The organism is Rhodoglobus vestalii (assembly GCF_006788895.1).
GTDB lineage: Bacteria > Actinomycetota > Actinomycetes > Actinomycetales > Microbacteriaceae > Rhodoglobus > Rhodoglobus vestalii.
The window spans coordinates 2,317,450-2,338,741 of the sequence record NZ_VFRA01000001.1 but is presented as its reverse complement, the minus strand read 5'-3'; the positions used below and the strand labels follow the sequence as shown (position 1 = coordinate 2,338,741).

The 21,292-nt window shown below is 60.2% G+C and carries 18 protein-coding genes, 1 tRNA gene and 1 pseudogene; 7 read left to right on the top strand and 13 right to left on the bottom strand.

The features are described from left to right. Positions 1-167: 167 nt before the first annotated feature. The 4 genes from FB472_RS11515 to FB472_RS11500 all read right to left on the bottom strand — a co-directional run bounded on the left by FB472_RS11515 (position 168) and on the right by FB472_RS11500 (position 4,514). Positions 168-1,232, bottom strand: a complete 1,065-nt coding sequence (locus tag FB472_RS11515; protein ID WP_141991005.1) for a hypothetical protein — start codon at positions 1,230-1,232, stop codon at positions 168-170. Continuing rightward, positions 1,229-2,500: a sensor histidine kinase gene (locus tag FB472_RS11510; protein WP_141991004.1), complete on the bottom strand. Its 1,272-nt coding sequence runs from the start codon at positions 2,498-2,500 to the stop codon at positions 1,229-1,231. The genes FB472_RS11515 and FB472_RS11510 overlap by 4 nt, the downstream gene beginning before the upstream one ends. Further along, positions 2,490-3,200, bottom strand: a complete 711-nt coding sequence (locus FB472_RS11505) for a response regulator transcription factor (protein WP_141991003.1) — start codon at positions 3,198-3,200, stop codon at positions 2,490-2,492. The genes FB472_RS11510 and FB472_RS11505 overlap by 11 nt, the downstream gene beginning before the upstream one ends. Before the next feature lie 81 nt (positions 3,201-3,281). Then, positions 3,282-4,514 (bottom strand): class I SAM-dependent RNA methyltransferase, encoded by a 1,233-nt coding sequence (locus FB472_RS11500; protein WP_141991002.1) that lies wholly within the window; start codon positions 4,512-4,514, stop codon positions 3,282-3,284. 20 nt (positions 4,515-4,534) lie between these two features. Here FB472_RS11500 and FB472_RS11495 point away from each other — a divergent pair, with 20 nt between their 5' ends. Beyond that, the gene (locus FB472_RS11495; protein WP_215730441.1) at positions 4,535-5,179 is read left to right on the top strand and encodes a Maf family protein; all 645 of its coding nucleotides are present in this window, start codon (positions 4,535-4,537) and stop codon (positions 5,177-5,179) included. Positions 5,180-5,257: 78 nt separating this feature from the next. Continuing rightward, on the top strand, positions 5,258-7,009 hold the full coding sequence (locus tag FB472_RS11490) for an acetyl/propionyl/methylcrotonyl-CoA carboxylase subunit alpha (RefSeq protein ID WP_141991000.1): 1,752 nt from the start codon (positions 5,258-5,260) through the stop codon (positions 7,007-7,009). A gap of 86 nt (positions 7,010-7,095) precedes the next feature. Here the strand turns inward: FB472_RS11490 and FB472_RS11480 are convergent. Next, positions 7,096-7,168: transfer RNA gene (locus FB472_RS11480), tRNA-Ala, on the bottom strand. Between the two features lie 77 nt (positions 7,169-7,245). Beyond that, on the bottom strand, positions 7,246-8,103 hold the full coding sequence (locus FB472_RS11475) for a LuxR C-terminal-related transcriptional regulator (protein WP_141990999.1): 858 nt from the start codon (positions 8,101-8,103) through the stop codon (positions 7,246-7,248). Positions 8,104-8,222: 119 nt separating this feature from the next. Between FB472_RS11475 and FB472_RS11470 the strand changes: the two genes are divergently transcribed. Genes FB472_RS11470 through FB472_RS11460 form a run of 3 tightly spaced genes read left to right on the top strand, consistent with a single transcriptional unit; the run spans position 8,223 to position 12,300 of the window. Continuing rightward, positions 8,223-10,229 (top strand): AMP-binding protein, encoded by a 2,007-nt coding sequence (locus tag FB472_RS11470; RefSeq protein ID WP_141990998.1) that lies wholly within the window; start codon positions 8,223-8,225, stop codon positions 10,227-10,229. Between the two features lie 50 nt (positions 10,230-10,279). After that, positions 10,280-10,672: a DUF485 domain-containing protein gene (locus FB472_RS11465; RefSeq protein ID WP_141990997.1), complete on the top strand. Its 393-nt coding sequence runs from the start codon at positions 10,280-10,282 to the stop codon at positions 10,670-10,672. Beyond that, a complete protein-coding gene (locus tag FB472_RS11460) occupies positions 10,669-12,300 on the top strand; it encodes a solute symporter family protein (RefSeq protein ID WP_141990996.1) in 1,632 nt (543 codons plus the stop codon). The genes FB472_RS11465 and FB472_RS11460 overlap by 4 nt, the downstream gene beginning before the upstream one ends. A gap of 138 nt (positions 12,301-12,438) precedes the next feature. Here FB472_RS11460 and FB472_RS11455 read toward each other — a convergent pair whose 3' ends face one another. The 4 genes from FB472_RS11455 to galU all read right to left on the bottom strand — a co-directional run bounded on the left by FB472_RS11455 (position 12,439) and on the right by galU (position 16,120). Then, positions 12,439-13,404 (bottom strand): IS481 family transposase, encoded by a 966-nt coding sequence (locus FB472_RS11455; RefSeq protein ID WP_141989580.1) that lies wholly within the window; start codon positions 13,402-13,404, stop codon positions 12,439-12,441. A 56-nt stretch (positions 13,405-13,460) separates the two neighbouring features. Further along, positions 13,461-14,435: a hypothetical protein gene (locus FB472_RS11450; protein WP_141990995.1), complete on the bottom strand. Its 975-nt coding sequence runs from the start codon at positions 14,433-14,435 to the stop codon at positions 13,461-13,463. Positions 14,436-14,566: 131 nt separating this feature from the next. Further along, positions 14,567-15,226: a GNAT family N-acetyltransferase gene (locus FB472_RS11445; RefSeq protein WP_141990994.1), complete on the bottom strand. Its 660-nt coding sequence runs from the start codon at positions 15,224-15,226 to the stop codon at positions 14,567-14,569. 3 nt (positions 15,227-15,229) lie between these two features. Then, positions 15,230-16,120 (bottom strand): UTP--glucose-1-phosphate uridylyltransferase GalU, encoded by an 891-nt coding sequence (galU, locus tag FB472_RS11440; protein ID WP_141990993.1) that lies wholly within the window; start codon positions 16,118-16,120, stop codon positions 15,230-15,232. 38 nt (positions 16,121-16,158) lie between these two features. On the opposite strand from galU, the gene FB472_RS11435 reads away from it, so the two are divergent. Together FB472_RS11435 and FB472_RS14720 are read left to right on the top strand one after the other, a co-directional pair. Further along, positions 16,159-16,749 (top strand): 5-formyltetrahydrofolate cyclo-ligase, encoded by a 591-nt coding sequence (locus tag FB472_RS11435; protein WP_141990992.1) that lies wholly within the window; start codon positions 16,159-16,161, stop codon positions 16,747-16,749. A gap of 7 nt (positions 16,750-16,756) precedes the next feature. After that, a pseudogene (locus tag FB472_RS14720) lies at positions 16,757-16,897 on the top strand (FmdB family zinc ribbon protein); the annotation flags it as partial. Between the two features lie 14 nt (positions 16,898-16,911). On the opposite strand, the gene FB472_RS14715 reads toward FB472_RS14720, so the two are convergent. From FB472_RS14715 to FB472_RS11415, 3 genes are read right to left on the bottom strand one after another with little or no spacing between them, the layout of a single operon-like run. Beyond that, positions 16,912-17,178: a hypothetical protein gene (locus FB472_RS14715; RefSeq protein ID WP_425467234.1), complete on the bottom strand. Its 267-nt coding sequence runs from the start codon at positions 17,176-17,178 to the stop codon at positions 16,912-16,914. 48 nt (positions 17,179-17,226) lie between these two features. Beyond that, a complete protein-coding gene (locus tag FB472_RS11420; protein ID WP_141990990.1) occupies positions 17,227-17,469 on the bottom strand; it encodes a hypothetical protein in 243 nt (80 codons plus the stop codon). A 3-nt stretch (positions 17,470-17,472) separates the two neighbouring features. Continuing rightward, positions 17,473-21,270, bottom strand: coding sequence for a DEAD/DEAH box helicase (locus FB472_RS11415; RefSeq protein WP_141990989.1), 3,798 nt, complete (start codon positions 21,268-21,270; stop codon positions 17,473-17,475). Positions 21,271-21,292: the final 22 nt, after the last annotated feature.

Here is a 21,292-nt window from a genome sequence, read left to right as displayed (position 1 = left end):
CAACTAGGGTAAGCGGGCCAATTCTTTGGGGGCGGGTCAGGACGGTATTCGGGTTATCGTCCTGACCCGGGTTCTAGCGAAGGGCCGGAGAAGTGCTTCTGATAGCCACTCCGGTTCTTCTGCCATTAACCCACTCGAGGCTGCCATTAACCCACTCGAGGCTGGCATTACTCCCGCTCGAGGCTGGACTGCAGGGTGCTGACGCGCGGGATCTCCAGCCAGATATCCACCACGTCATCCTCAAGCGAGTCTTGCCCGAGGGCGGTCGACTCACCGTCACCAGCGCTGTGAAGACCAACCACGGTGATAGCTACATCCGAGCCCTCGGGCACGGTGCGAGCAATTATCTTGTCAGCACTGGTGGATTCGATTGCGAGCGCGAGCCTCGTGAGCACTCTGTCGAGATCAGCATCAGACAGATCGTCGATTCCTCCCTCGTCGAGAAGCGTCACGGTTGCCCCACGCCGTCGCGCATTCATGACCTGATCACGCACGGCATCGTTGAGCAGCTTGCGACCACGGATTTCGTCACGAATCGCGCCCTCAAGGTGGAGACACTCCCGGCGTTCCTCCTCCGAAAGGTCGCCGCTTGTTGCCTGGATGCGCTGAAGCATTGTCAACGCCATCGCGCCGGTCTGTTCGAGTCGGAACTGTCGCTCATGCACATGAGCGTCCTGAGCCGCTTGCCAGTCGGTGGCTTCCTGCTCGGCAAGAACGAAGCGCCGTGCATCCTTAGTCGCCTTGGCGAGGCCGCTACTCAGAACGTGCGAGACCGCAACCCACGACGCACTGCCGACGATGCCGAGGCTGAAGAGACCGGCGGGGCCCACTGGCCCGAGGCTGAACGTGTGGGCGACAAGAAATCCGATCCCCAGCCACGCAAACGTGTGGCGTCCTCGCGTGGAGGTAATCGTGAGCAGTGTGCCACTGGCTGCGACGTACCACGTGGCATACCCCGTTCCACCCTCACGACCAAAATCGAGTTCGTTGGCAACGAGGAGAGTAATTGCCACGACGGTGGCAAAATTGAAAGTTGCCATCCAGACGGGCATCCGCAGGGGACCCCACGGCAAGAGGCTAATGATCGTCGCAATAAGGTAGAGCGATGTTGCGATATAAATGGGGATCGGGCGGGCGGCCACCTCAATCGTATAGTTTGCCAAAACCACGTGGTAGGCGGAGAAGAGGGCCGCCAGACCGACTATCAGGTAACGGGGTACTCCGATCTTCACGAGGTGCGCCCGTCGCCGTCATCGTCGCTTGGTGCTCCGTACTTCTCATCACCCAGGGGCCACTGAATGCACACGAGGGTGCCCGTTCCCGGCGCAGACCTGATCATGGTGCGGCCACCGGCGTTGGCAACGCGCTCCACGATCGAGACCCGCACCCCAAAACGCTCGTCAGGGATGCGGTCCAAATCGAATCCTCGACCCGTGTCGATGACCTGAACCTCGATGCCGTTTCCTTCCAGCCCGCGAACGGTCACGTGGCGCTCGACATCTGACCCACCGGCGTGTTGAAGACTGTTCACCATCGCTTGCACGGCAGCTGAGTGGACAGCCTCCGCCGCGATCGCTGGAAACGACCGTGCACCGACGCTGCGCACCGAACAAGTGAAGTTCGAGTCAAGCATCTCCGCGGAGGTCACCACCCGCCCGGCGAGTTCCGTGGCCTGCACGGTGGAACGGTCATCCGGAGACGTCGATGCTGCTTCCTTCAGATGACCAATCGCGTTTCCAGCCATGACAGCGCTCAGGCGTTCCGCCTCGGGGGTGTAGGAACGCGCGGCAGAGATCAGGGTCGTGAGCACGCTGTCGTGAAGGATCGAATCAACCTGAACGCGCTCCACTTCTGTCGCGTGCTGCCGCACTGCGTTGCCATACCGTCCCAGCGCGGTCGCTTGAGCGTTATCGACGGTGGAGGCGGCTTGGCGCAGCATTGTCACGATGATCATGATTGCGCTGCCCAAGATGAGGGCGTAGAAAGATTCCAAAATAGCCAATTCCACCGTTGCCCCTCCGCCCTCGGGAAGACTTCGCACGATGCCGTACACAATCGGGGCGGCAAAAAGATAAATACCCGCGAGAACCGGCCTAAAAGCGATCGTCGCCATTGCAGTGCCGACGGTGATGAGGTAATCGAGCCAGTGAATTCCGTTGAAGACTTCCACTCCAGGAAGCACCGTGAAGGGCCAACTGACGAGCGCCAAAAAATAGATCACCGCGAAAGTGCCATGGGCTTCGCGCACCCAACGATTCGCGAATGACGCAACAACCACGACGATCAATAGGCCGAAGAGCGACGGCACCGTGACAATCAACCACCAGGGCTGCGCTTCATCCAGTTGCGACAAGAGCCACGGGATGGTTTGAACGCCAAAGACAACGCCAATCACCGCGACCGAACGCGAAATGACCCGTTCAACCTGTTTGCGGCTGATCGGGTTTCGCGGCTGCTTCACCGCCGGCGCTTGGCGCGCCACCTCGAGCCTAGCGACCATCAACGCCTTCCGAGTCGAGTCCCGGCAAGATTCCGTCTTCGACGGCACGACGCAAGAGGTCCACCTTCGTCGGCGCTGGCCGGCCAACCTCGACATACTTTACGCGGATGCGGTCAAGATATTCGCGCGCAGTCGAGTAACCAATTCCTAGCTGCTGTGCCGCAAGCTTGAGCGGCAAGCCGGAGGCATAAAGGTGAAGAATTTCGCGTTCGCGACGCCCCAATTGTGCCTTTGCGAAATCGCGATCAGCATCGATCGCGGTCGCCCATTCAAGGTTATTGAGCACCTCGCCGCGCGCAACGGTCGCCGCAGCCGCGAGCACCGTTTTGGTGGCGGATGACTTGGGGATGACCCCTGCTGCCCCGGCCGCGAGAGCCTCGCGAACGCTTGCGACACGATCGGCAATACTGTGCACGAGCACCGCTGATCCGGTGGCCTGAACGTTTTTGACGTTGTCAGTGACGGTGGAGCCATCACCGAGCGAAAGGTCGAGCACAACGACATCTACTTCGCGCCCGTTAAGCCCTTCAACGAGTTCCTTAACGGTCGCCGCGGCCATCACAAAATCGTAGCCCTCATCGATAAAGGCGGCTTTGAGCCCAAGCCGAACCGATTCGTGGTCATCAACGACAGCAACAGTGACTTTGCTCTGCGCGCTCCCACTGGTTAAAGCCGTCCCGGATGGTTCTGTCTCGGCCATGTGGCGTCCTCCTGAGTTTCTGTCCCCCATCGTAGTCACGTTGGTTCCCACTCACGCTCACCTCACGGCCAACACGCGTAGTCAATCTCGAGTAAACGTTCCCACTGCTTCAACGTGATGCGTGTGCGGGAACAGATCGAATGCCCGCACTGCGCGGAGGGTGTATCCCTTTTCGGCGAAGAATGCCACATCGCGGGCGAATGCCACCGGGTCACAGGCCACATAAACCACGTGAGCCGGTGCGGCCGATGCCAGCAATTCGACCACTTCGCGGCCGGCACCAGAACGGGGAGGGTCAAGCACAACGGTGGCGCGTTCAAGTCGAGCACGTTCCGTTGCGCTCGCACCGGTCACCAATTGACGAAGCCACCGATCAACGCGGCCCGTCTCCGCGCGGGCACCCAACCATTCCGAGAGGTTCTGGGCGGCGTGATCAGTAGCCGAAGACTCTGCTTCAACCGTCGTAATTTTGGTTGCCGGACCAAACTTGTCGCCCACAGCTGCGGCGAATAGACCAACGCCACCATAAAGATCCAGATTGGATGCCGCGGGGTCAAACAATTCTGGATCGATCGCGTCTTGCACGGCCGCGGTCAGCACTTCGGCGGCGCCGTGGTGCACTTGCCAGAACCCGGAGTCGAGTAGCGAGAATTCGCGCTCCCCCACCAACTCGGTGATGACCTGCGGCTTTTGTTTACCCATAATCAGCCGCACGCCGCCTGAGCTGGGATTGAGAACGTCAACGCGTTCGAACCCCGCAAAGTTTTGGTCGAGGGGGGCCGCCGCCGAAAGCTCGGGGGTTGCCAGTGGCAGGTCGCGAACCGAGATCACTCGGTGTGAGCGGGCCGCGAATGGGCCCAGGTTTCCTGCGTCGTTGACGTGGAGGCTGACCCGGGTGCGCCATCCGAGTCCATTCCGTTCGTCATCACCGGGAACAACTTCGACGACCGGAGCGTGGGTGACTTTCGCCATGCGCTCGAGCGATTCGCGCAAGATCTGGGCTTTGAGAGTGCGCTGGTGACTGAGCTCAATGTGACCGAATTCGGCACCACCGGCCCGGTTGTCCGGATCGCGGTCGATGCTCGCCGCCGACCACACGTGGTCTTTGCGGTGCTTACTGGCGGTGACCACTTTCACCGTTTCTGCGCGCCAGAACGATTTCTTCTTGTCGTCGGTAATGCGCACGAGCACGCGCTCACCGGGGATTGCGTCAGAAACAAAAACGACACGACCATCGTGACGCGCAACACTGACACCCCCGTGCGCAATGTTGGTAACGTCTACTTCGATCATTTGGCCTAGCCATTCACCCATCCCTTGAGCATAGGATCCTTGTGCGCCTTTATCTTGCCTCCACCTCTCCCGCACGGCTTGCGACCCTGCGTGCGGCCGGTGTTGAGCCGATCCTTCTGGTGTCGGGTGTCGATGAAGAAGCGGTGGCGGCGGCAGCTCCTGGGCCCCTCAACGGCCCCGCCCTTGTTGAGTTATTGGCCCGCGCTAAGGCCGAAGCCGTGACCGATTCGCGCATCAACGGGCATCCCATCGATGGGTTCATTCTTGGGGGCGATTCTGCTTTCGAATTGGATGGCCAATTGTTTGGAAAACCTCATGAGCCAGAAATTGCTACCCAGCGCTGGGCCGCACAGCGGGGCCGCACTGGGGTGTTGCATTCGGGTCATTGGCTTATCGATCACCGCGGCGGTGAAGTCCGTGGGGCGACCGGGGCAGTGTCGAGCGCGAGTGTCACCTTTGCTTCCAACATCAGCGATGCCGAGATCGATGCCTATGTCGCAACGGGTGAACCTCTGAAGGTCGCTGGTGCTTTCACAATTGATAGCTTGGGTGCGGCCTTCATCACACGTATTGAGGGTGATCCACACGCCGTTGTGGGGCTCTCGGTCTCTTTACTGCGTCAACTGCTGCGCGAATTCGATGCCGAGTGGACTGATCTCTGGAATATCGAGCACCCCGGACTGTAGGCATCCACAGTGCTTGGCGCCTATTTTTGTATGCGATATCTCAAGGCTTCGGCCCTTACCCCCTTAGGCTAGGTAACTATGGCTCGAATTACGAAGGTGCTCATCGCCAACCGCGGAGAGATCGCCGTTCGCGTTATCCGCGCCGCTAAAGACAGCGGCATTGCCTCGGTCGCGGTGTATGCAGACCAGGATCGGGATGCCCGGCACGTCAAGCTTGCCGATGAGGCGTACGCCCTCGACGGTACAACCAGCGCCGAAACCTACCTCGTCATCGACAAGATCCTGTCGATTGCTCGCCGTTCGGGTGCTGATGCGATCCACCCGGGATATGGCTTCTTAGCGGAGAACGCAGAATTCGCTCGCGCTGTTATTGACGCGGGCATCATCTGGATCGGTCCATCTCCCGAGGCGATCGAGAAGCTCGGCGATAAGGTTTCTGCCCGCCACATTGCAGAAAAGGTGGGTGCGCCACTGGCTCCTGGAACCCTGAACCCGGTGAGTGGCGCCGCGGAGGTGCTCGACTTTGTTGACCTGCACGGTCTCCCCGTTGCCATCAAAGCGGCATTCGGTGGTGGCGGGCGCGGTCTCAAGGTTGCGCGTACGCGTGAAGAGATCCCCGAACTATTTGATTCTGCAACGCGCGAGGCTGTTGCCGCATTCGGTCGCGGTGAGTGCTTCGTCGAGAAGTACCTCGATCAGCCCCGTCACGTCGAAACGCAGTGTCTTGCGGATGCGCACGGCAACGTTGTTGTGATTTCTACCCGCGACTGTTCGCTGCAGCGTCGCCACCAGAAGCTTGTTGAGGAGGCACCGGCGCCGTTCCTCAGCGATGAGCAGAACAAGGCCCTGTATGAGTCTTCTAAGGCAATCCTGCGCGAAGTCGGCTACCTCGGTGCCGGAACCTGCGAGTTCTTGGTTGCCAAAGACGGCACAGTTTCGTTCCTTGAGGTAAACACGCGCCTGCAGGTTGAACACCCCGTCTCTGAAGAGGTCACCGGTATCGACCTGGTTCGTGAACAGTTCCGCATCGCCGAGGGTGGTGTTCTCGATTACGACGACCCCGCCCCCCGCGGTCACTCTTTTGAGTTCCGCATCAATGGTGAGGATGCCGGACTCAATTTCATGCCCTCCCCCGGCCCGGTGCACGTGTTGCGCATGCCCGGCGGCCCCGGCGTGCGTGTCGACAGCGGTGTCACTACCGGCGATGAGATCAGCGGCGCATTCGACTCGCTTCTGGCGAAGCTCATCGTCACTGGCTCTAGCCGTGAGGATGCCCTTGAGCGTTCACGCCGTGCACTCGACGAGTTTGAGGTTGCCGGCCTTCCCACTGTGCTGCCGTTCCACCGCAAGATCGTTCGCGATCCTGCATTTACGAGTAACCCATTCACGATTTACACCCGCTGGATCGAGACCGAATTCGACAACGACATCGAGCCGTGGACGGGTTCGCTCGCCGATCCGGCCCCTGCCCCGCGACACAACGTTGTAGTGGAGGTTGCGGGTAAGCGCGTCGAAGTGAACCTGCCTTCAAAGCTGACCCCCAGCGCCACAACCGGGGCTATCCTCACCGCCGCCCCCAAGCGTCGCGCGGCCTCCGCCGTGAACACCATCACCGGTGACTCAGTGAAGGCCCCGATGCAGGCGACGGTCGTGAAGGTTGCTGTTGCCGAGGGCGACAAGGTCATCAAAGGAGACCTCATCCTTGTGCTCGAGGCGATGAAGATGGAGCAACCGCTGGTGGCCCACAAAGACGGCGTTGTGGCGTCAGTGAACGCGCGAGTCGGCTTGACGGTGGCGTCAGGCCATCTGCTCATGAACATCGCCGACTAGCTACGGCTACGGCTACGGCTACGGCTACGGCTACGGCTACGGCTACGGCTACGGCTACGGCTACGGCTACGGCTACGGCTACGGAGTGGACCCTAGGAGATTTGAACTCCTGACCTCCTCGATGCGAACGAGGCGCGCTACCAACTGCGCCAAGGGCCCGTGCTGCAGTGACAACGATATCATTCGCCGATCGCCGATCAGAACGTGCCAATGTCGCCCGCCGCATCCCACTTTCGCTAGGGCAGGTGCCCCTGTTTTCGCGCGATTGCTACCGCTGCATAGCGCGAAGATGCGTCGAGTTTTTTCATTGCGCTACTGAGATAGCCCTTGACGGTTTGCTCGGTGAGGTAGAGCAGCGCCGCCGTACGCGCGTTGGTGTAGCCGAGCGCGACGTACGAGAGCACGTCTATCTCTCGCGGAGATAGCAGAACGGCCGCCGCGTTCAGCTGAGTATCATTTGACTCATCTCCTAAAACGTCGGCAAGGCTCCGCCCAATGCTTCGAAGCTTCAGCCGGACGTCGCGGTCAGAGACGTCGGCGGCGAGCTGGCGGATCTGCGCAAATTGTTCCCGCAGGTGCTCCTCAGCTGTGGGAGACAACCTTCCGCCCTGGTGCGACTGTAAGGCCACCAACCGACGTGTCACCTCATCGCGGATAGCAAGCTCTCTGCCCAGTGCGTCTGCGATTGCGACGGCAGGGCGGGCGGCGACAGTGTCTGGCATGAGAAGTGAGTGCGAACCCGCATAGATTAACCCCCGCAGCGTTCCCGAGGCAACAATCGGAATGGCGAGAAGTGACACCACTCCTTCACCGAGAACGGGGGCATCATAATCGTGCGTGATTTGCGGAGAGTGCTCGTAGTCGCGAGTAAAACGCGGGCTTTTCTGAGCCATTGCAAGCCCGCCGAGGCCTCGCTCTTTTCGCACTTGTAACCCATCAAGTCGGCCGGTTCGAGCGCCGCTAAACGCATTGATGGTCAGCTCGGTTCCTGAAATGAGGCCCCCAAACGACAAGCTAAATCCCGTGCTTGCTGCGACCTCTTGAGTGGCTTTCTGGATCAGATCGACGTCACTCGGTTCAGCTGTCTGCGTCATTGCGGATTCCCAACTTTCGGGGGTATTACGTGCCTTAAGCCCCTACGTAGCCTGAGATTAGCACGGGATTTTCACCCCACAAGTGAAATTCCACATCAAGCATTTCAAAGGAGAAATTGATGTCAGATGCCCATTCGCCAGCGCGAACGCCTCCACGGGAACCTATACCTCGCGCGCCCCACCAGAGCGGATCCTTCGCCGAGATTCAGGCCCACGCGACCTCCGCTCCCGACGAATTCTGGTTGCACCAAGCAGAACGCATCGACTGGTTCACCCCACCAACGTGTGCCACTCCGGTGCAAGCAACCGAACCCGGGACCGATCGGGGCTCTTGGTTCGCCGACGGAACGCTCAACATGAGCGTCAACACGCTCGACCGCCATGTGGCCGCCGGACGAGGAGACCAACCAGCGCTCATCTCCGATTCAGCGATGACTGGAGAACAGAGTGTATTGAGCTACGCACAGCTCCTCGAACGCGTCCGCAATTTTGCCGGAGGCCTACACGAACTGGGCGTTGGTGTGGGAGACCGCGTCTTGATCTACCTGCCCATGATCCCCGAAGCGGTTGTGGCCATGCTCGCATGCGCTCGAATCGGGGCCATTCACTCTGTCGTGTTCGGCGGCTTTGCCGCAAGCGAATTAGCGGTGCGGATCAACGACGCCACGCCCTCAGTGATCGTCACCGCAACCGGTGGTCTCGAGCCATCCCGTGCAGTGGAGTACCTCCCAATCCTGCACCAAGCGATCGCTCTGAGTACCGGAAGCGTTCGAAATGTTGTGGTCAAAGACCGGCCTCAACTCGACGGCGACATAACCGAATACGCTAATGGCGCCACAGCCGGAGGCTCGGTCGACGTGACGTGGCGTGATTGGGAGCAGCTCGAGTCTGCCGCACTGCCCGCCGATGCTGTTGAGATGCGCGCCCAAGATCCGCTCTACATTCTCTACACATCAGGCACCACGGGGAGCCCCAAAGGGGTGGTTCGGGACACCGGCGGCTACGCCGTGGCTCTTGAATGGGCCATGAGTCATATCTACGGAATCGACAACCAAGACACCATCTTTACCGCTTCGGATGTTGGCTGGGTCGTTGGCCATTCCTTCATCGTATATGGTCCGTTAATTGCGGGCGCGGCGACAGTTTTGTACGAAGGTAAGCCCGTCGGCACGCCCGATGCTGGCACGTTCTGGCGGCTCATTGAGGATTACAAGGTCGACGTGCTCTACACCGCACCGACGGCGCTGCGCGCTATCCGCCGAGAAGATCCCACGCTCGAAGAACTCGGCAAATACGACACCTCCAGCTTGAAGGCCGTGTACCTCGCTGGCGAGCGACTCGACACTGAGACGTGGCACTGGGCCAACAATGGCATCCACGTTCCCATCATCGATCACTGGTGGCAGACAGAGACCGGATGGCCGATCTGCGCGAACCCTCGTGGTGTGCAGCAACTGCCCTCGAAAGCGGGATCGACCGGCGTGCCGATGCCCGGCTTCCTTCCCCGCATTCTCGACCGCGAGGGCAATGACGTTACTCAGCCAGGCACCGAGGGAAACATCGCAATTCAGTTGCCGCTTCCTCCGGGCACCCTTATCGGCCTGTGGGGCAGCACCGAACGATTCGTGAGCTCATATCTCGCCGAGTTCCCCGGATACTACGCAACGGGTGATGCCGGCTATTTCGACGACGACGGCTACCTCTTCGTGATGGGGCGCACCGACGATGTCATCAACGTGGCCGGGCACCGCCTCTCAACAGGATCACTTGAGGAAGTTCTCTCCCAACATCCTGACGTCGCCGAGTGCGCCGTTCTCGGTCTGCACGACGAGCTAAAGGGCCAACGCGCGGCCGGCTTCATCACCATGAAACACGGTCACACACGGTCAGAAAGCGATCTCGCCATAGAGCTTGTGGCGCTTGTACGCGAGGTCATTGGCCCAGTGGCCGCGTTCCGCGACGTGATGGTTGTCGAGAGGTTGCCAAAGACGCGTTCCGGAAAGATCCTTCGTAAAACCATTCGCCAAATCTTTGACGGCGAGGAAGTGCGTATTCCTCCGACGATTGAAGACATCACGGTACTTGATCCCCTCTTTGTCGCTGCAGGCCGCACCCCCGTTCGCTAGTTTCAAACGATCCACCCCATCTATCAATTTTTGAGGCAAGGAGGCCCCAGATGTCTGATGAAAGCTCCCCCAACAGGGATACAACCGCCCCACCCGCCGATCCTGAAAGCGCGCCACGGGCGCCTGCCGGGCTCGACTACCGCGAAGAAGAGAAAGACCCTGCTTTTGTGGAACTCAAACGGCGACACCGCTCGTTTGTATTCCCGCTCACGATTGTCTTTCTGCTCTGGTATTTCGGCTACGTGATTCTGGCCGCCTATGCGCATGACTTCATGGCAACCCCCGTCTTCGGTGTTATCAATATCGGGCTACTGCTCGGCTTTGGCCAGTTCGTGAGTACTTTCGTGATCACGATGACCTATGTCTCGTTTGCCAACCGCAAACTGGATCCTCTTGCCGCCCAGATCAGAACAGATCTTGAATCGAAGGAGTCCGTCGCATGATCGCCCTCAGCCTGAGCACACTTGCCGCCGCCGCAGACGCGGAGTCCCAGAGCAATCCGGTTCTCAACATTTCGATCTTTCTCGCATTTGTGGCCATCACGCTGTTCATCGTGATCCGTGCCAGCCGCAACAACGCGACGGCCGCGGATTACTATGCCGGAGGTCGCTCGTTCACGGGCCCACAAAACGGGTTCGCGATCACCGGTGACTACCTGTCGGCAGCATCCTTCCTCGGGATCGTTGGAGCAATTGCGATCAACGGGTACGACGGATTCTTGTACTCCATCGGCTTCCTCGTCGCCTGGCTCGTCGCCCTGCTTTTGGTTGCAGAGTTGATGCGCAACACCGGCAAGTTCACGATGGCGGATGTTTTGTCATTCCGTCTGAAGCAACGCCCGGTCAGGATGGCGGCCGCGGCAACAACGCTCGCAGTCTGCTTCTTCTATCTGCTTGCGCAGATGGCCGGAGCCGGTGGCCTGGTCTCGCTGCTCCTCGGTATCAACGACAAGCTCGGTCAATCAGTTGTGGTTGCGGTCGTCGGCGGTCTCATGATCCTGTATGTGCTGATCGGCGGCATGAAGGGCACCACCTGGGTGCAGATTGTGAAAGCGTTCCTGCTGGTGGGGGCCGCGATCGCAATGACCATCTGGGTGCTCATTCTCAATGGATTCGATCTCTCACGTGTGCTGCAGAGTGCCGTGGACAATTCCGTGGCTACACCTGCTGTGGCGATCCTTGCACCCGGGCTCCAATATGGTTCCAATCCGCTCGACTTCATCTCACTATCGATTGCACTCGTGCTCGGTACCGCTGGTTTGCCTCACGTCTTGATGCGCTTCTATACGGTGCCAACGGCAAAAGAGGCACGACGTTCAGTGGTGTGGGCGATCTGGCTCATCGGTGGCTTCTACCTGCTCACGCTCGTGCTCGGCTACGGTGCTGCAGCCCTTGTGGGTTCCGACACCATCCAAAATGCACCGGGCGGCGTGAACTCTGCGGCTCCTTTGCTGGCACTTGAGCTCGGAGGTCCATTGCTCTTGGGCTTCGTCTCGGCGATCGCTTTCGCTACGATCCTCGCGGTCGTTGCCGGGCTCACGATCACAGCGGCGGCATCCTTCGCTCACGACATTTACTCGAACGTGATCAAGAAGGGCAAGGGAGACCCCGACGCTGAGGTCAAGATCGCTCGACGCACCGTCGTGGTGATCGGTGTGCTTGCAGTACTGGGAGGCATCGGTGTTCAAGGCCAAAACATCGCCTTCCTTGTGGCACTCGCATTCGCCGTTGCGGCAAGCGCGAACCTACCCACGATTCTCTACTCCCTGTACTGGAAGCGGTTCAACACCCGAGGTGCCGTGTGGAGCATGGTCGGCGGTCTGGCTGCAGCGGTTCTGCTCATCGTCTTCTCGCCAGTGATGAGCGGCACGCCAACGTCGATGTTGGGCGCGGATGTCAACTTCGCGATTTTCCCCCTGAAGAACCCCGGCATTGTCTCCATTCCGCTCGGGTTCGCACTCGGCTGGCTGGGAACGGTCACCTCTCAGCGGCAGGAGGATCCTGAACTCGCAGCCGAGATGGATGTGCGCTCGCTGACCGGGCACGGTGCGGAGACCGCAACAGAGCACTAGAACGACGGCGAGGCGTGCGGCTTGGACTCACCACCAACCCGCACGCCTCATCGCCGTGCGATCTCGAAAGCTTGCGCAAACATCCGCGCTCGACCTCTAGGAGAGGGTGTCTGCTGACTCTCTGGGTGGTTGCGTTAGCTAGCTGTAGTTCCCTGTGAGGTTGTGGACGCGGTCTGATGGTGTTTGGCCGCCGATGCCGGTGTGGGGTCTGTGGTGATTGTAGCTGTGGAGCCAGGCTGGGTAGGTTGCCGCGCGTGCTTCGTCGCTGAGGTAGGTGTGGGCGTAGGCCCATTCCTCGGCGAGGGTGCGGTTGAAGCGTTCGACTTTCCCGTTGGTTTGCGGGCGGTAGGGGCGGGTGAATTTGTGGTTGATTGCGGGGCCGAGGGCTGTGGTGAAGGCGGCTGACCGGTAGCAGGAACCGTTGTCGGTCATCACGGCGGTCACGGTGATGCCGGCATCGACGAAGAACTGGTTCGCGCGGCGCCAGAACCCGGACGCGGTTTCCTTCTTCTCATCGTCGAGGATCTCTGAATATGCCAGTCGGGAGTGGTCGTCGACGGCGTGATGCAGGAACGAGTATCCGCGGCCGCCTTTCTGGTTGTTGTGGTTGCCGATGGTGCGGCCTAACTTTCGGTGGCCGCCCCCGTTAGGGATACGTCCTTGTTTCTTGATATCAACGTGCACCAGCTCGCCCGGTATCGCTTTCTCATAGCGCACGGGTTTTGATCGTCGGACGAGGAGTCCCGTGCTTTGGTCGAGCCAGGCGAGTTTTGGCATCCGATAGCGGGCTAGTACCCGCTCGACTGTGGAGCGATTGAGGTGCAGGTGGTAACTGATCCGATGTGGTCCCCACCGACGGGTGAATCGCAACGCGATGATGCGTCGCTCAAGGCGGCGCGAGGTGCGCGCCGGTGAACGATTCGGTCGTGAGGAGCGGTCAGTCAGGGGTTGACAAGCGCGAAAACGTGCAGCCCATTTCGATGCTGTTGATGGTGAACATTGGAATCGTTCTGCGGCACGACGAGCGGACCAGCCGCCTTCCACGATCAGACGAGCAAGACGAAGCCGCCCCTCCGGGGCGAACGGGGCGTTAGCGTGAGTCATGAAGACCTTCGGTTGGGGATGTGAGGGTGGTACCCACATCCTGCCGGAGGTCTTCGCTAACTCGCGCGATCACAACGTCCCGGGGAACTACAGCTAGCGCGACGGCGACGAGCGAGCGCGGCATCCAAGTCTGGTGCACCGCCCTCGATATTGACTATGCCCATGCCAGCAAAACGGTTGGGGATCGATGCCGCAGCGGGCGCCGATACCGGTGCCGTTGGCACACGCCCAGCTTCGCGCGCGCGTTCCGTTTCGCGGGTTGCCGCGGCCATTGCAGCGGTGTTCGCACGAAGGGCCTGTTCGGCCGATTCTGCGGCGGCACGCAGCTCACTGTCGATCTCGGCAGCGCGACGTGCGGCGGCCACCGCTGCTGCCGGTGCGTTGCTGCGCGTCAGGTACATGGGTTTGGGCACGGGCACCGGAGTCCAGCTGACCTGCGCGGTCGGCTCCTCAACGAGTGCTTCAGATGAAAGCACAATTCGGCGACGCGGCGCAGCCGTTTGCGCGGTCAGAGCGATGTCTTCGCGTCGAGCACGTGAACGTTCAGCGAGGCGAGAGAGCATCGCGCTTGCGCTGATTCCGGCGATAGCAGCGGTGGCGAGCACAAGCCAGGTGCCCGAAACGAGGGCGGCACCGGCCGTGACAATGAGCGAAAGCTGCACACCGACAACAACGATGCTCGCCAGGAGCACAAGCGCGGTGAATGCGCGCGTTCGGCGAAGGCGTCGCGCCGACAGCGCGAGCATCTGTTGCCGAGTGGGTGGGGTTACCGCTCGCCCCACAGCGACCGGCCCTTGCAGCGCACGAGCTTTTGCAAGCTCAGCCGCTCTGCGCGCCACCGTCTCTGCGCGCACCTCATCGGGAAGCTCTGAAGTCTGCGCGAGCACACGAATCGTCTGCTGCAGGCGAACCGCATTTCGCTCGGTCGCGAGATATTCGCGTTTCTTCAACCAGTTAGGAACCAAGTACACCAACCACAACCCCGCCGCGAGCGCGATCATCACGCCGCCGCCGATGCTGGTCAATTCCATGCCTACACGGTACGAGCATCCACGCAACACAGACCGTCGGCACGCGGGAGTGGACACGAAAGTTCCTGAGAATTGTCCTCCAGCGGGTAGGGCTGCTGGCGGGACGGGACTGCTGGCGGGCGCGGATTCCGCTAGCGGCGCGGAGGGATCAGCGGAGTAGCCGCCAAGGTGCGATCCGCAGTCGGAACCAGAGCATCGCCTTCAGGGGCGGCACCCGCCTGCCAGCGGCGCAGGACCCCCTGCGGAACTTCTTCCACAGTGAGCGCAAAACAGAAGTGGTCACGCCAGTCGCTATCGATATGGATAAAACGACGCCTCAAGCCCTCATAACGAAAGCCGAGCTTCTCCACCACGCGCAAACTGGGCGCATTTTCGGGTCGAATGCAGATTTCCATGCGGTGCAATCCGAGCTGAAAGAAACAGTGGTCGGTAGCGAGAGCCACCGCGGTAGGCGTTATCCCCCTGCCGGCGAAACGCTCCGACACCCAGTAACCGATCGTTGCCGAAGCAAGGGAACCGTAGGTGATCGATGACACATTGAGTTGCCCCGCAACTTCATCCTCGTGCTCAATCACGAAGGGCAGCCCCGAGCCAGCTCGAGACTGCTGAAGGAGCCCGCGGATGCTCGACTTCACGTCAAAGCTGAAAGGCCCGACGGGGCTCGTGGCCTCCCACTGGCGCAGCCACCGCCTGTTATCGCGCAGCTCGTTCTCCAATACGCGCGCATCTCGAACCCGGATCGGGCGAATGCTGATGTTTCCGTCGCGGAGCGTCGGAATGCCATACGCCATCCGCTACTCCAGCGTTGAACTGAACTGCTTGAGCCAGGGGCGCAGGTCGGGGCCCAAATCTTCACGATCAACAGCAAGCTGCACAATCGCCTTAATGTAGTCGAGACGGTCACCAGTGTCATAGCGGCGACCACGGAACACAACCCCATAGACACCACCGGCAACATTTTTTTCGGCCATCTCGAGCAGGGCATCCGTCAACTGGATTTCGCCACCCTTACCAGGATCGGTGCGTTCAAGAATGCCGAAAATTTCGGGACGCAAAACGTAACGGCCAATAATGGCCAGATTGGATGGTGCAGTGCCCTGGGCGGGCTTCTCAACCAGACCCGTAATGCGCACCACATCATCGTCCACAGTGGCCTCAACCGTAGCGATTCCATACATGTGACTCTGAGCTGGATCGACCTCCATCAGGGCAATGACAGTCGCATTGCGCGCCGCCTGCTCCTCAAGCATGCGCGAAAGCAACACATCCCGGGCATCAATGAGATCGTCACCAAGCAGCACCGCGAATGGCTGATCGCCCACATGCATGCGGGCCCGCAACACCGCATGGCCAAGACCCCGCGGGTCACCCTGGCGCACATAGTGCATGTCGGCGAGGTCGTTAGAGAACTCAACCTTGGAGAGACGATCAGTGTCACCCTTCAGTTCAAGAGTTGCCTCAAGTTCGGTCATCCGATCGAAGTGATTCTCGAGCGCATTCTTGTTGCGGCCCGTCACCATCAGCACATCGGTGAGACCCGCAGCAACGGCCTCCTCCACGACATACTGAATTGCAGGCTTATCGACCACCGGCAACATCTCTTTCGGCATAGCCTTTGTTGCCGGCAAAAATCGGGTGCCCAGACCTGCAGCGGGAATGACCGCTTTAGTAATCTTCGATGCCATAGGTACAGGGTAGTGGGCGAGCCTCGTAGAATGAGAACATGACCGACGACGTCAGTCACGACAAACGTGCACTCCGGGCCGAATTACGCGAACGCCGCCGCATCTGCACCGCCAAAGAACGGAACGATTCTGAAGTGGGGATCACCGCAAACCTCATCGAACTTGCCACACGAACCGGCTCAACCTCAGTGGCGGCCTACCTCTCCACAACAGACGAACCCCAAACCCGTGGATTCCTCCACTGGGCCTCAGAACACAACATCACCGTGCTACTGCCCATTTCGCGCGCCGACGGCCTGCTCGACTGGGCACCCTATGACGGCGAAGAAGAAAACAGCGACCTAATCGGTATGCCAGCACCCACCAGTGAGGTTCTTGGCCCGATCGCTATCAACGATGTCGACCTGATTATTGTGCCCGCGGCATCCGTGGATCGCAGCGGAATGCGCATGGGCTGGGGGCGCGGATATTTCGATAAAACACTGGGTTCGATGGAAGCGAAACCACCCGTCTACGCCGTAATTTTTGACAACGAATACGTGGATGTCGTTCCCACCGAAGTTCATGACCAACCAGTCAATGGAATAGTCACCCCCACGGGAATTGTGACCATCACCGAGCACAACTAAGGATCTAGTGCCTACCTACTCTTACCGCTGCACCGAATGCTCCAACGCTTTCGACATTCAGCAGTCATTCACTGATGACTCATTGACCGTCTGCCCCGCCTGCCAGGGCAAACTTCGCAAAATGTTTTCCGCAATCGGTGTCACCTTCAACGGCTCAGGCTTCTATCGCAACGACTCGCGGGCTACCAAGAGTTCAAGCGACTCCGGCTCAAGCGGGTCCGGCTCGTCGTCAGGCTCTTCCTCTGGTGACTCATCGAAGAGCACATCATCAGGCGCTGGATCATCAGGCTCAAGCTCGTCAGGCTCAAGCTCGTCAGGCTCATCTTCTTCGTCGACCTCGTCGACTTCCTCTGCCTCTCCCTCTGCCACAAAACCGTCATAGTTGACTAAACCCTCACCCCGGGTGGTCGAGTCCGAAGCCGGGCCCACCGAGGCCGAGTTGCTCCTTCAGACCAGAGACCTGCTCGCCCAAAAAACCTAACCCCAGTGCGGTGGTTTGTCGCCCTTGAGCCGCTCGTCGTTCTCATTGGCGGGATGCCGCAAGGGTTCAGCGCGAGGATGAGGATCTGACCCCTCAGGCGGTGCTGTCGTAACGCGGCGGCGCTTCTTACCCTTCGCAGGTTGCGCGTCGTCCCTCTCGTCGTGCTCATCGCCGGGGTTCTCATCGTCGGGGTTCTCGTCGTGCTGCTCGCTCGAACGGGAGTTGTCGGTGCCGCCCACGTGTTACTGCTCGGGACGTGTGGCGGGGATGATCGAGACGGGCTCAGTGGTGGGAGCAGGCTCAGCTCCGAGCATCCGCGCCAGCTTGTCCGCCACCTGATCGGGGTCGCCGAACAGCTCAAAGGCATGCACCCGCAGATAATGCCAGCCCAGTCGACGCAACAACTCGGGCCGCAAACGCAACGATTCGCGCAGGCTCGCGCCGTGCACCATCGCATCGGTTTCAATCGTTCCGCAGCGACCGCCTAGCGAAGCAACCAATCCCAGCTTGGCGCGGTGACCGAGGGCGACACGCAACCCGCGCCGCTCGAGACGACGTGCAAGATCAACCAGCATCGGGTCACTATCGTCGGGCACCGGCGCCTCAGAATAACGAGCATCGACTTCGTCGAGTACCTCAGCGAGGGCAACGGCACCGTGCTTCATGCGACCGTCGTCGAGATCTTCAGACCGGAACGAGGTCACGATCTCAAGCGAACGGCGAGCACGCGTCATCGCGACCGCGAGAAGGCGCTCTCCCCCGGGCTCGCCGAGTGAACCGAAGTCAGAGAGCACGCGACCGTGGGGTGTGCGGCCATATCCGATCGAGAAAATGACCCGGTCGCGGCTTTGGGCCACAGCCTGATCGATCGTGGTGACCGTAAACGGTTCGGCACGATCGCCGATGATGACATCGAGGAGTTCGGGGCGACGACGGCTGACAGCATCCAGGACCGACTGCATCACACGCACCGAGTGCAACGGGCTCGCCGTAATCACCATCAGCGACTCTTGTGGGCGCTTAGTGGCATGATCGACAACGAGTTCAACGACACGAGAGACTTCGGCGTCGGGGCTCTCTACCGCTCCCGAGTCGGGGTCGGGCATCCCGACACCATCGGCAACATAGCTCACCGCGAGGCTGCCGTGGCCGAGAAAACTTCCGGCCCAGGGCAGCGACTCGATTTGCCCGCCGTAGAAGCGACGATTCACCAGTTCAGCGAGTTCTTCGCCCCCCGGACGGTAGCTTCGAGTCAGCGTGAGCGTCGGGAGCAGCCCACTCAGTCGAGCGAAGGCCGAATCTTCGACCAGAGCTTCACGCACCTCATTGTCGATGGGTGGTGGGGCATCGGCGGTAGCATCGCGAACCGCAATCTCAAACGGAGTAGGCGACTGGATTACGGGGTCACCAATAGCAACAACCTGCTTCGAGCGGCGGATCGCTCCCGCCGCTTCAGCCACCGTCATCGCTCCGGCGTCAACGAGAAACACCGTATCGAACGGCATCGTGTCGACAACAGAGTCGATCTCATAGGGCGAGGCAAGCCAGACGGGCGCAATGGTGCGCGAGAGGTGGGGTGCCGACGTTTGAACATCGAAGGAGGTGAGCCGATCCTTGGAGAGGGCACGCTTGAGCGCACTCGCTTCGTCGGGCCAGTCAACAAGCCCAACCTTCCAGTTCTCGGCGATTTGCCACGACAATTGTTTCGCATTCGCCGATGCGTGTGCTTCGTCAACAAGGCGGAAATCTGCTTCGAGGCGATCCACCACCGAGGTGTTGGCGTTGAGCAGTGCACGATCCATCTCGAGCATGGAGTCAAGCGCCGATTTCCACCACGACAGTTCGAGCTCGGCGGCAACCTGATCTTCGGGCACGTGCCGCTTGGCCAGATCCTCAATCAGAGGATTGAGTTTGAGGTCACGCATACTGCCCATCAGGGCGGTGCGCTCTTGCAGATTGTTGAGTACGTCGGATTCGGCGGCGAGCGCTGAAATTTTATCGATCAGGAACGGGATCGGCAGACTCGTCAGCGCGACATGCGAATCGGCAATGCCGAGCGGAATATCGAGGGCTGCAAGATCTTCGGACACCTGCTGGTAGGAACGTTGCACTTCGCCGATGCCAACAGGCACAGCGGGGCTTGCCCCTTCGGCGACAAACCGGTGCCACAGAACGCGTTGCTTCTGGATGCGAATGAGCGCAGTGTGCATGTCGGTGACGCGAACGCCGGGGCGCACATATTCGAGCGCAAGCTTCTTGAGGCGGCGACGGTTAGCGCTCGTCATCTCGGGGAAATCACGACGCGGTGCTGTCGCGGCAATGAGTTCAGTGATCGCACGGTCGAAAACGGTAGGCACGAAGCGGTCGAGTGTCTCTCGCAGATCAACCAGCAGTCGCAGGTAGACCCCCAGCTCTTCGATGCTCTGGAACGGTCGCATGCGGGTGTTTGATACCAGCCGGTTGGCGACGCCGAGCAGGTCAGAAAGCTGAAGATTCACGCGCTTGGCAACGTCGTGTGCCTTGAGTGCCTCGTCACCATTGGCGAACTGGGCGCCATACCAGGGCGAGTCGCCGGGGCCATATTTGAATTCGCCGAGCTTTGCTGCGGCGATGATCACGTCGGTGGCGGAGCTGCGATCGTTCGCCAGTTTCTCTACCGCTTCTCGTGACAGGCGTGCGGTGGTTGACGGCGGGTGGGGAAGAAGCGCCAGTCGGCTCAGCTCTGAGACGCAGTCGAGAACGGAGACTCCAAGAACGCCATCCGTTATAGACATTGACCCGCGATAGTCGAGCATGATTTTGCGCAGGCGCAGCAGCGCATCATCCACGTCTTCAATCTGAGGTTGTGAGGCCTTTTCGCTGCGCGAGATGGAACGGATGATGTCGCGACGCAGCGTGCGCGGTGCCACGGCGAGACCCGGTAGCCCAATGTCATCGAAGCGGTCAGCGATTGAGTGGAGCGAGGCGCGACGGGGGGTTACGACCAGCACGCGCTTGTTTTGCGCAACGAGTGCACCGACAGCGTTGACGATTGTTTGCGTTCCGCCCGTGCCGGGAAGGGTGCGAACCACCAGCGAGTTGCCCGCTTCGATCTGAGCGATCACGTTCTCTTGCTCAGCGTCGGCGTCGAGCAGCAAACGGTCAGTCTGCGGTGAGCGTTCATCAGCCGACAGGGCAGGAACCGGCGCGTAACCCTCCGTGATGGTCCACGCCGCGGAGGTGTTGCCGGCCAGTGCATCGAGAATCGGATGCTGCAACTCAGCGGCATCGTCGGCAAGGCCCGGCGCAACATCAGCAAATGATGACACCACTAGTCGGGGGCTGACCGCGAAATCGGTGAGGTGCGAGGTGAGGCCGCGCAAACGGTCGATTACCGGATTCGGTTTGAAGGTGCCATCGGCATCCGTGAGAGCGACGAATGATTCAGCGTCGAGGCGCAAATGGAACTGCTCATCCAGCGCACGAGCAAATTCTGGGTTGAGGTAGGCGGTGCTCCGCAACTTCAACTCAAAGTCACGACCGTGCCGGCGGATGGCGAGGGGCCGCAGCAACACTGGGGCACAGTACTCAACGTGGTCGTGGTTCCAGCGGGCAATGCCAATGCCCAAGTGCACGGAATCAATTCCGCGAGCCGTCGAGAGTTCAAGACCCTTCGCTGCAACAGCACCGGCCGCGACCTTGGCCGAGCGCAAAGCAACATCGTCACGGATCAAACTCGACAGCAGTGTGCGCTTACCGGTGATGAACTGGGCCAAACCGCCCGGATGCGTCGTAGACAGCTCAACGCGCGTGCGGGGCGAATCGACGAAGTGTACGAGCGGCGACTGGCCACCCAGCTCTGACAATTGCGAACGCCAGAGCGTCCACGTGGGCTCTGCAACATTTCCGGCCATGATGTTCGGCTCACCAAAACTCAGCGTATGAGGCGCTGTTACCTGAATGTGGGGATGTGAGTGCTCGTTTTCGGCGTCGTCGACATTCTCGTCAACCGAACCTGGGTCGACCGAGAAGTCATCTGAAACTTTATCTGCACGCCACACACCGCCACCTTAAGCGTCTAAC

Bases quoted from the DNA above. Each gene is read 5' to 3' on its own strand.
- FB472_RS11510 (WP_141991004.1), bottom strand. From the start codon at position 2,500: ATGGTCGCTAGGCTCGAGGTGGCGCGCCAAGCGCCGGCGGTGAAGCAG.
- FB472_RS11505 (WP_141991003.1), bottom strand. From the start codon at position 3,200: ATGGCCGAGACAGAACCATCCGGGACGGCTTTAACCAGTGGGAGCGCG.
- FB472_RS11500 (WP_141991002.1), bottom strand. From the start codon at position 4,514: ATGGGTGAATGGCTAGGCCAAATGATCGAAGTAGACGTTACCAACATT.
- FB472_RS11490 (WP_141991000.1), top strand. From the start codon at position 5,258: ATGGCTCGAATTACGAAGGTGCTCATCGCCAACCGCGGAGAGATCGCC.
- FB472_RS11475 (WP_141990999.1), bottom strand. From the start codon at position 8,103: ATGACGCAGACAGCTGAACCGAGTGACGTCGATCTGATCCAGAAAGCC.
- FB472_RS11470 (WP_141990998.1), top strand. From the start codon at position 8,223: ATGTCAGATGCCCATTCGCCAGCGCGAACGCCTCCACGGGAACCTATA.
- FB472_RS11465 (WP_141990997.1), top strand. From the start codon at position 10,280: ATGTCTGATGAAAGCTCCCCCAACAGGGATACAACCGCCCCACCCGCC.
- FB472_RS11460 (WP_141990996.1), top strand. From the start codon at position 10,669: ATGATCGCCCTCAGCCTGAGCACACTTGCCGCCGCCGCAGACGCGGAG.
- FB472_RS11455 (WP_141989580.1), bottom strand. From the start codon at position 13,404: ATGACTCACGCTAACGCCCCGTTCGCCCCGGAGGGGCGGCTTCGTCTT.
- FB472_RS11450 (WP_141990995.1), bottom strand. From the start codon at position 14,435: ATGGAATTGACCAGCATCGGCGGCGGCGTGATGATCGCGCTCGCGGCG.
- FB472_RS11445 (WP_141990994.1), bottom strand. From the start codon at position 15,226: ATGGCGTATGGCATTCCGACGCTCCGCGACGGAAACATCAGCATTCGC.
- galU (WP_141990993.1), bottom strand. From the start codon at position 16,120: ATGGCATCGAAGATTACTAAAGCGGTCATTCCCGCTGCAGGTCTGGGC.
- FB472_RS11435 (WP_141990992.1), top strand. From the start codon at position 16,159: ATGACCGACGACGTCAGTCACGACAAACGTGCACTCCGGGCCGAATTA.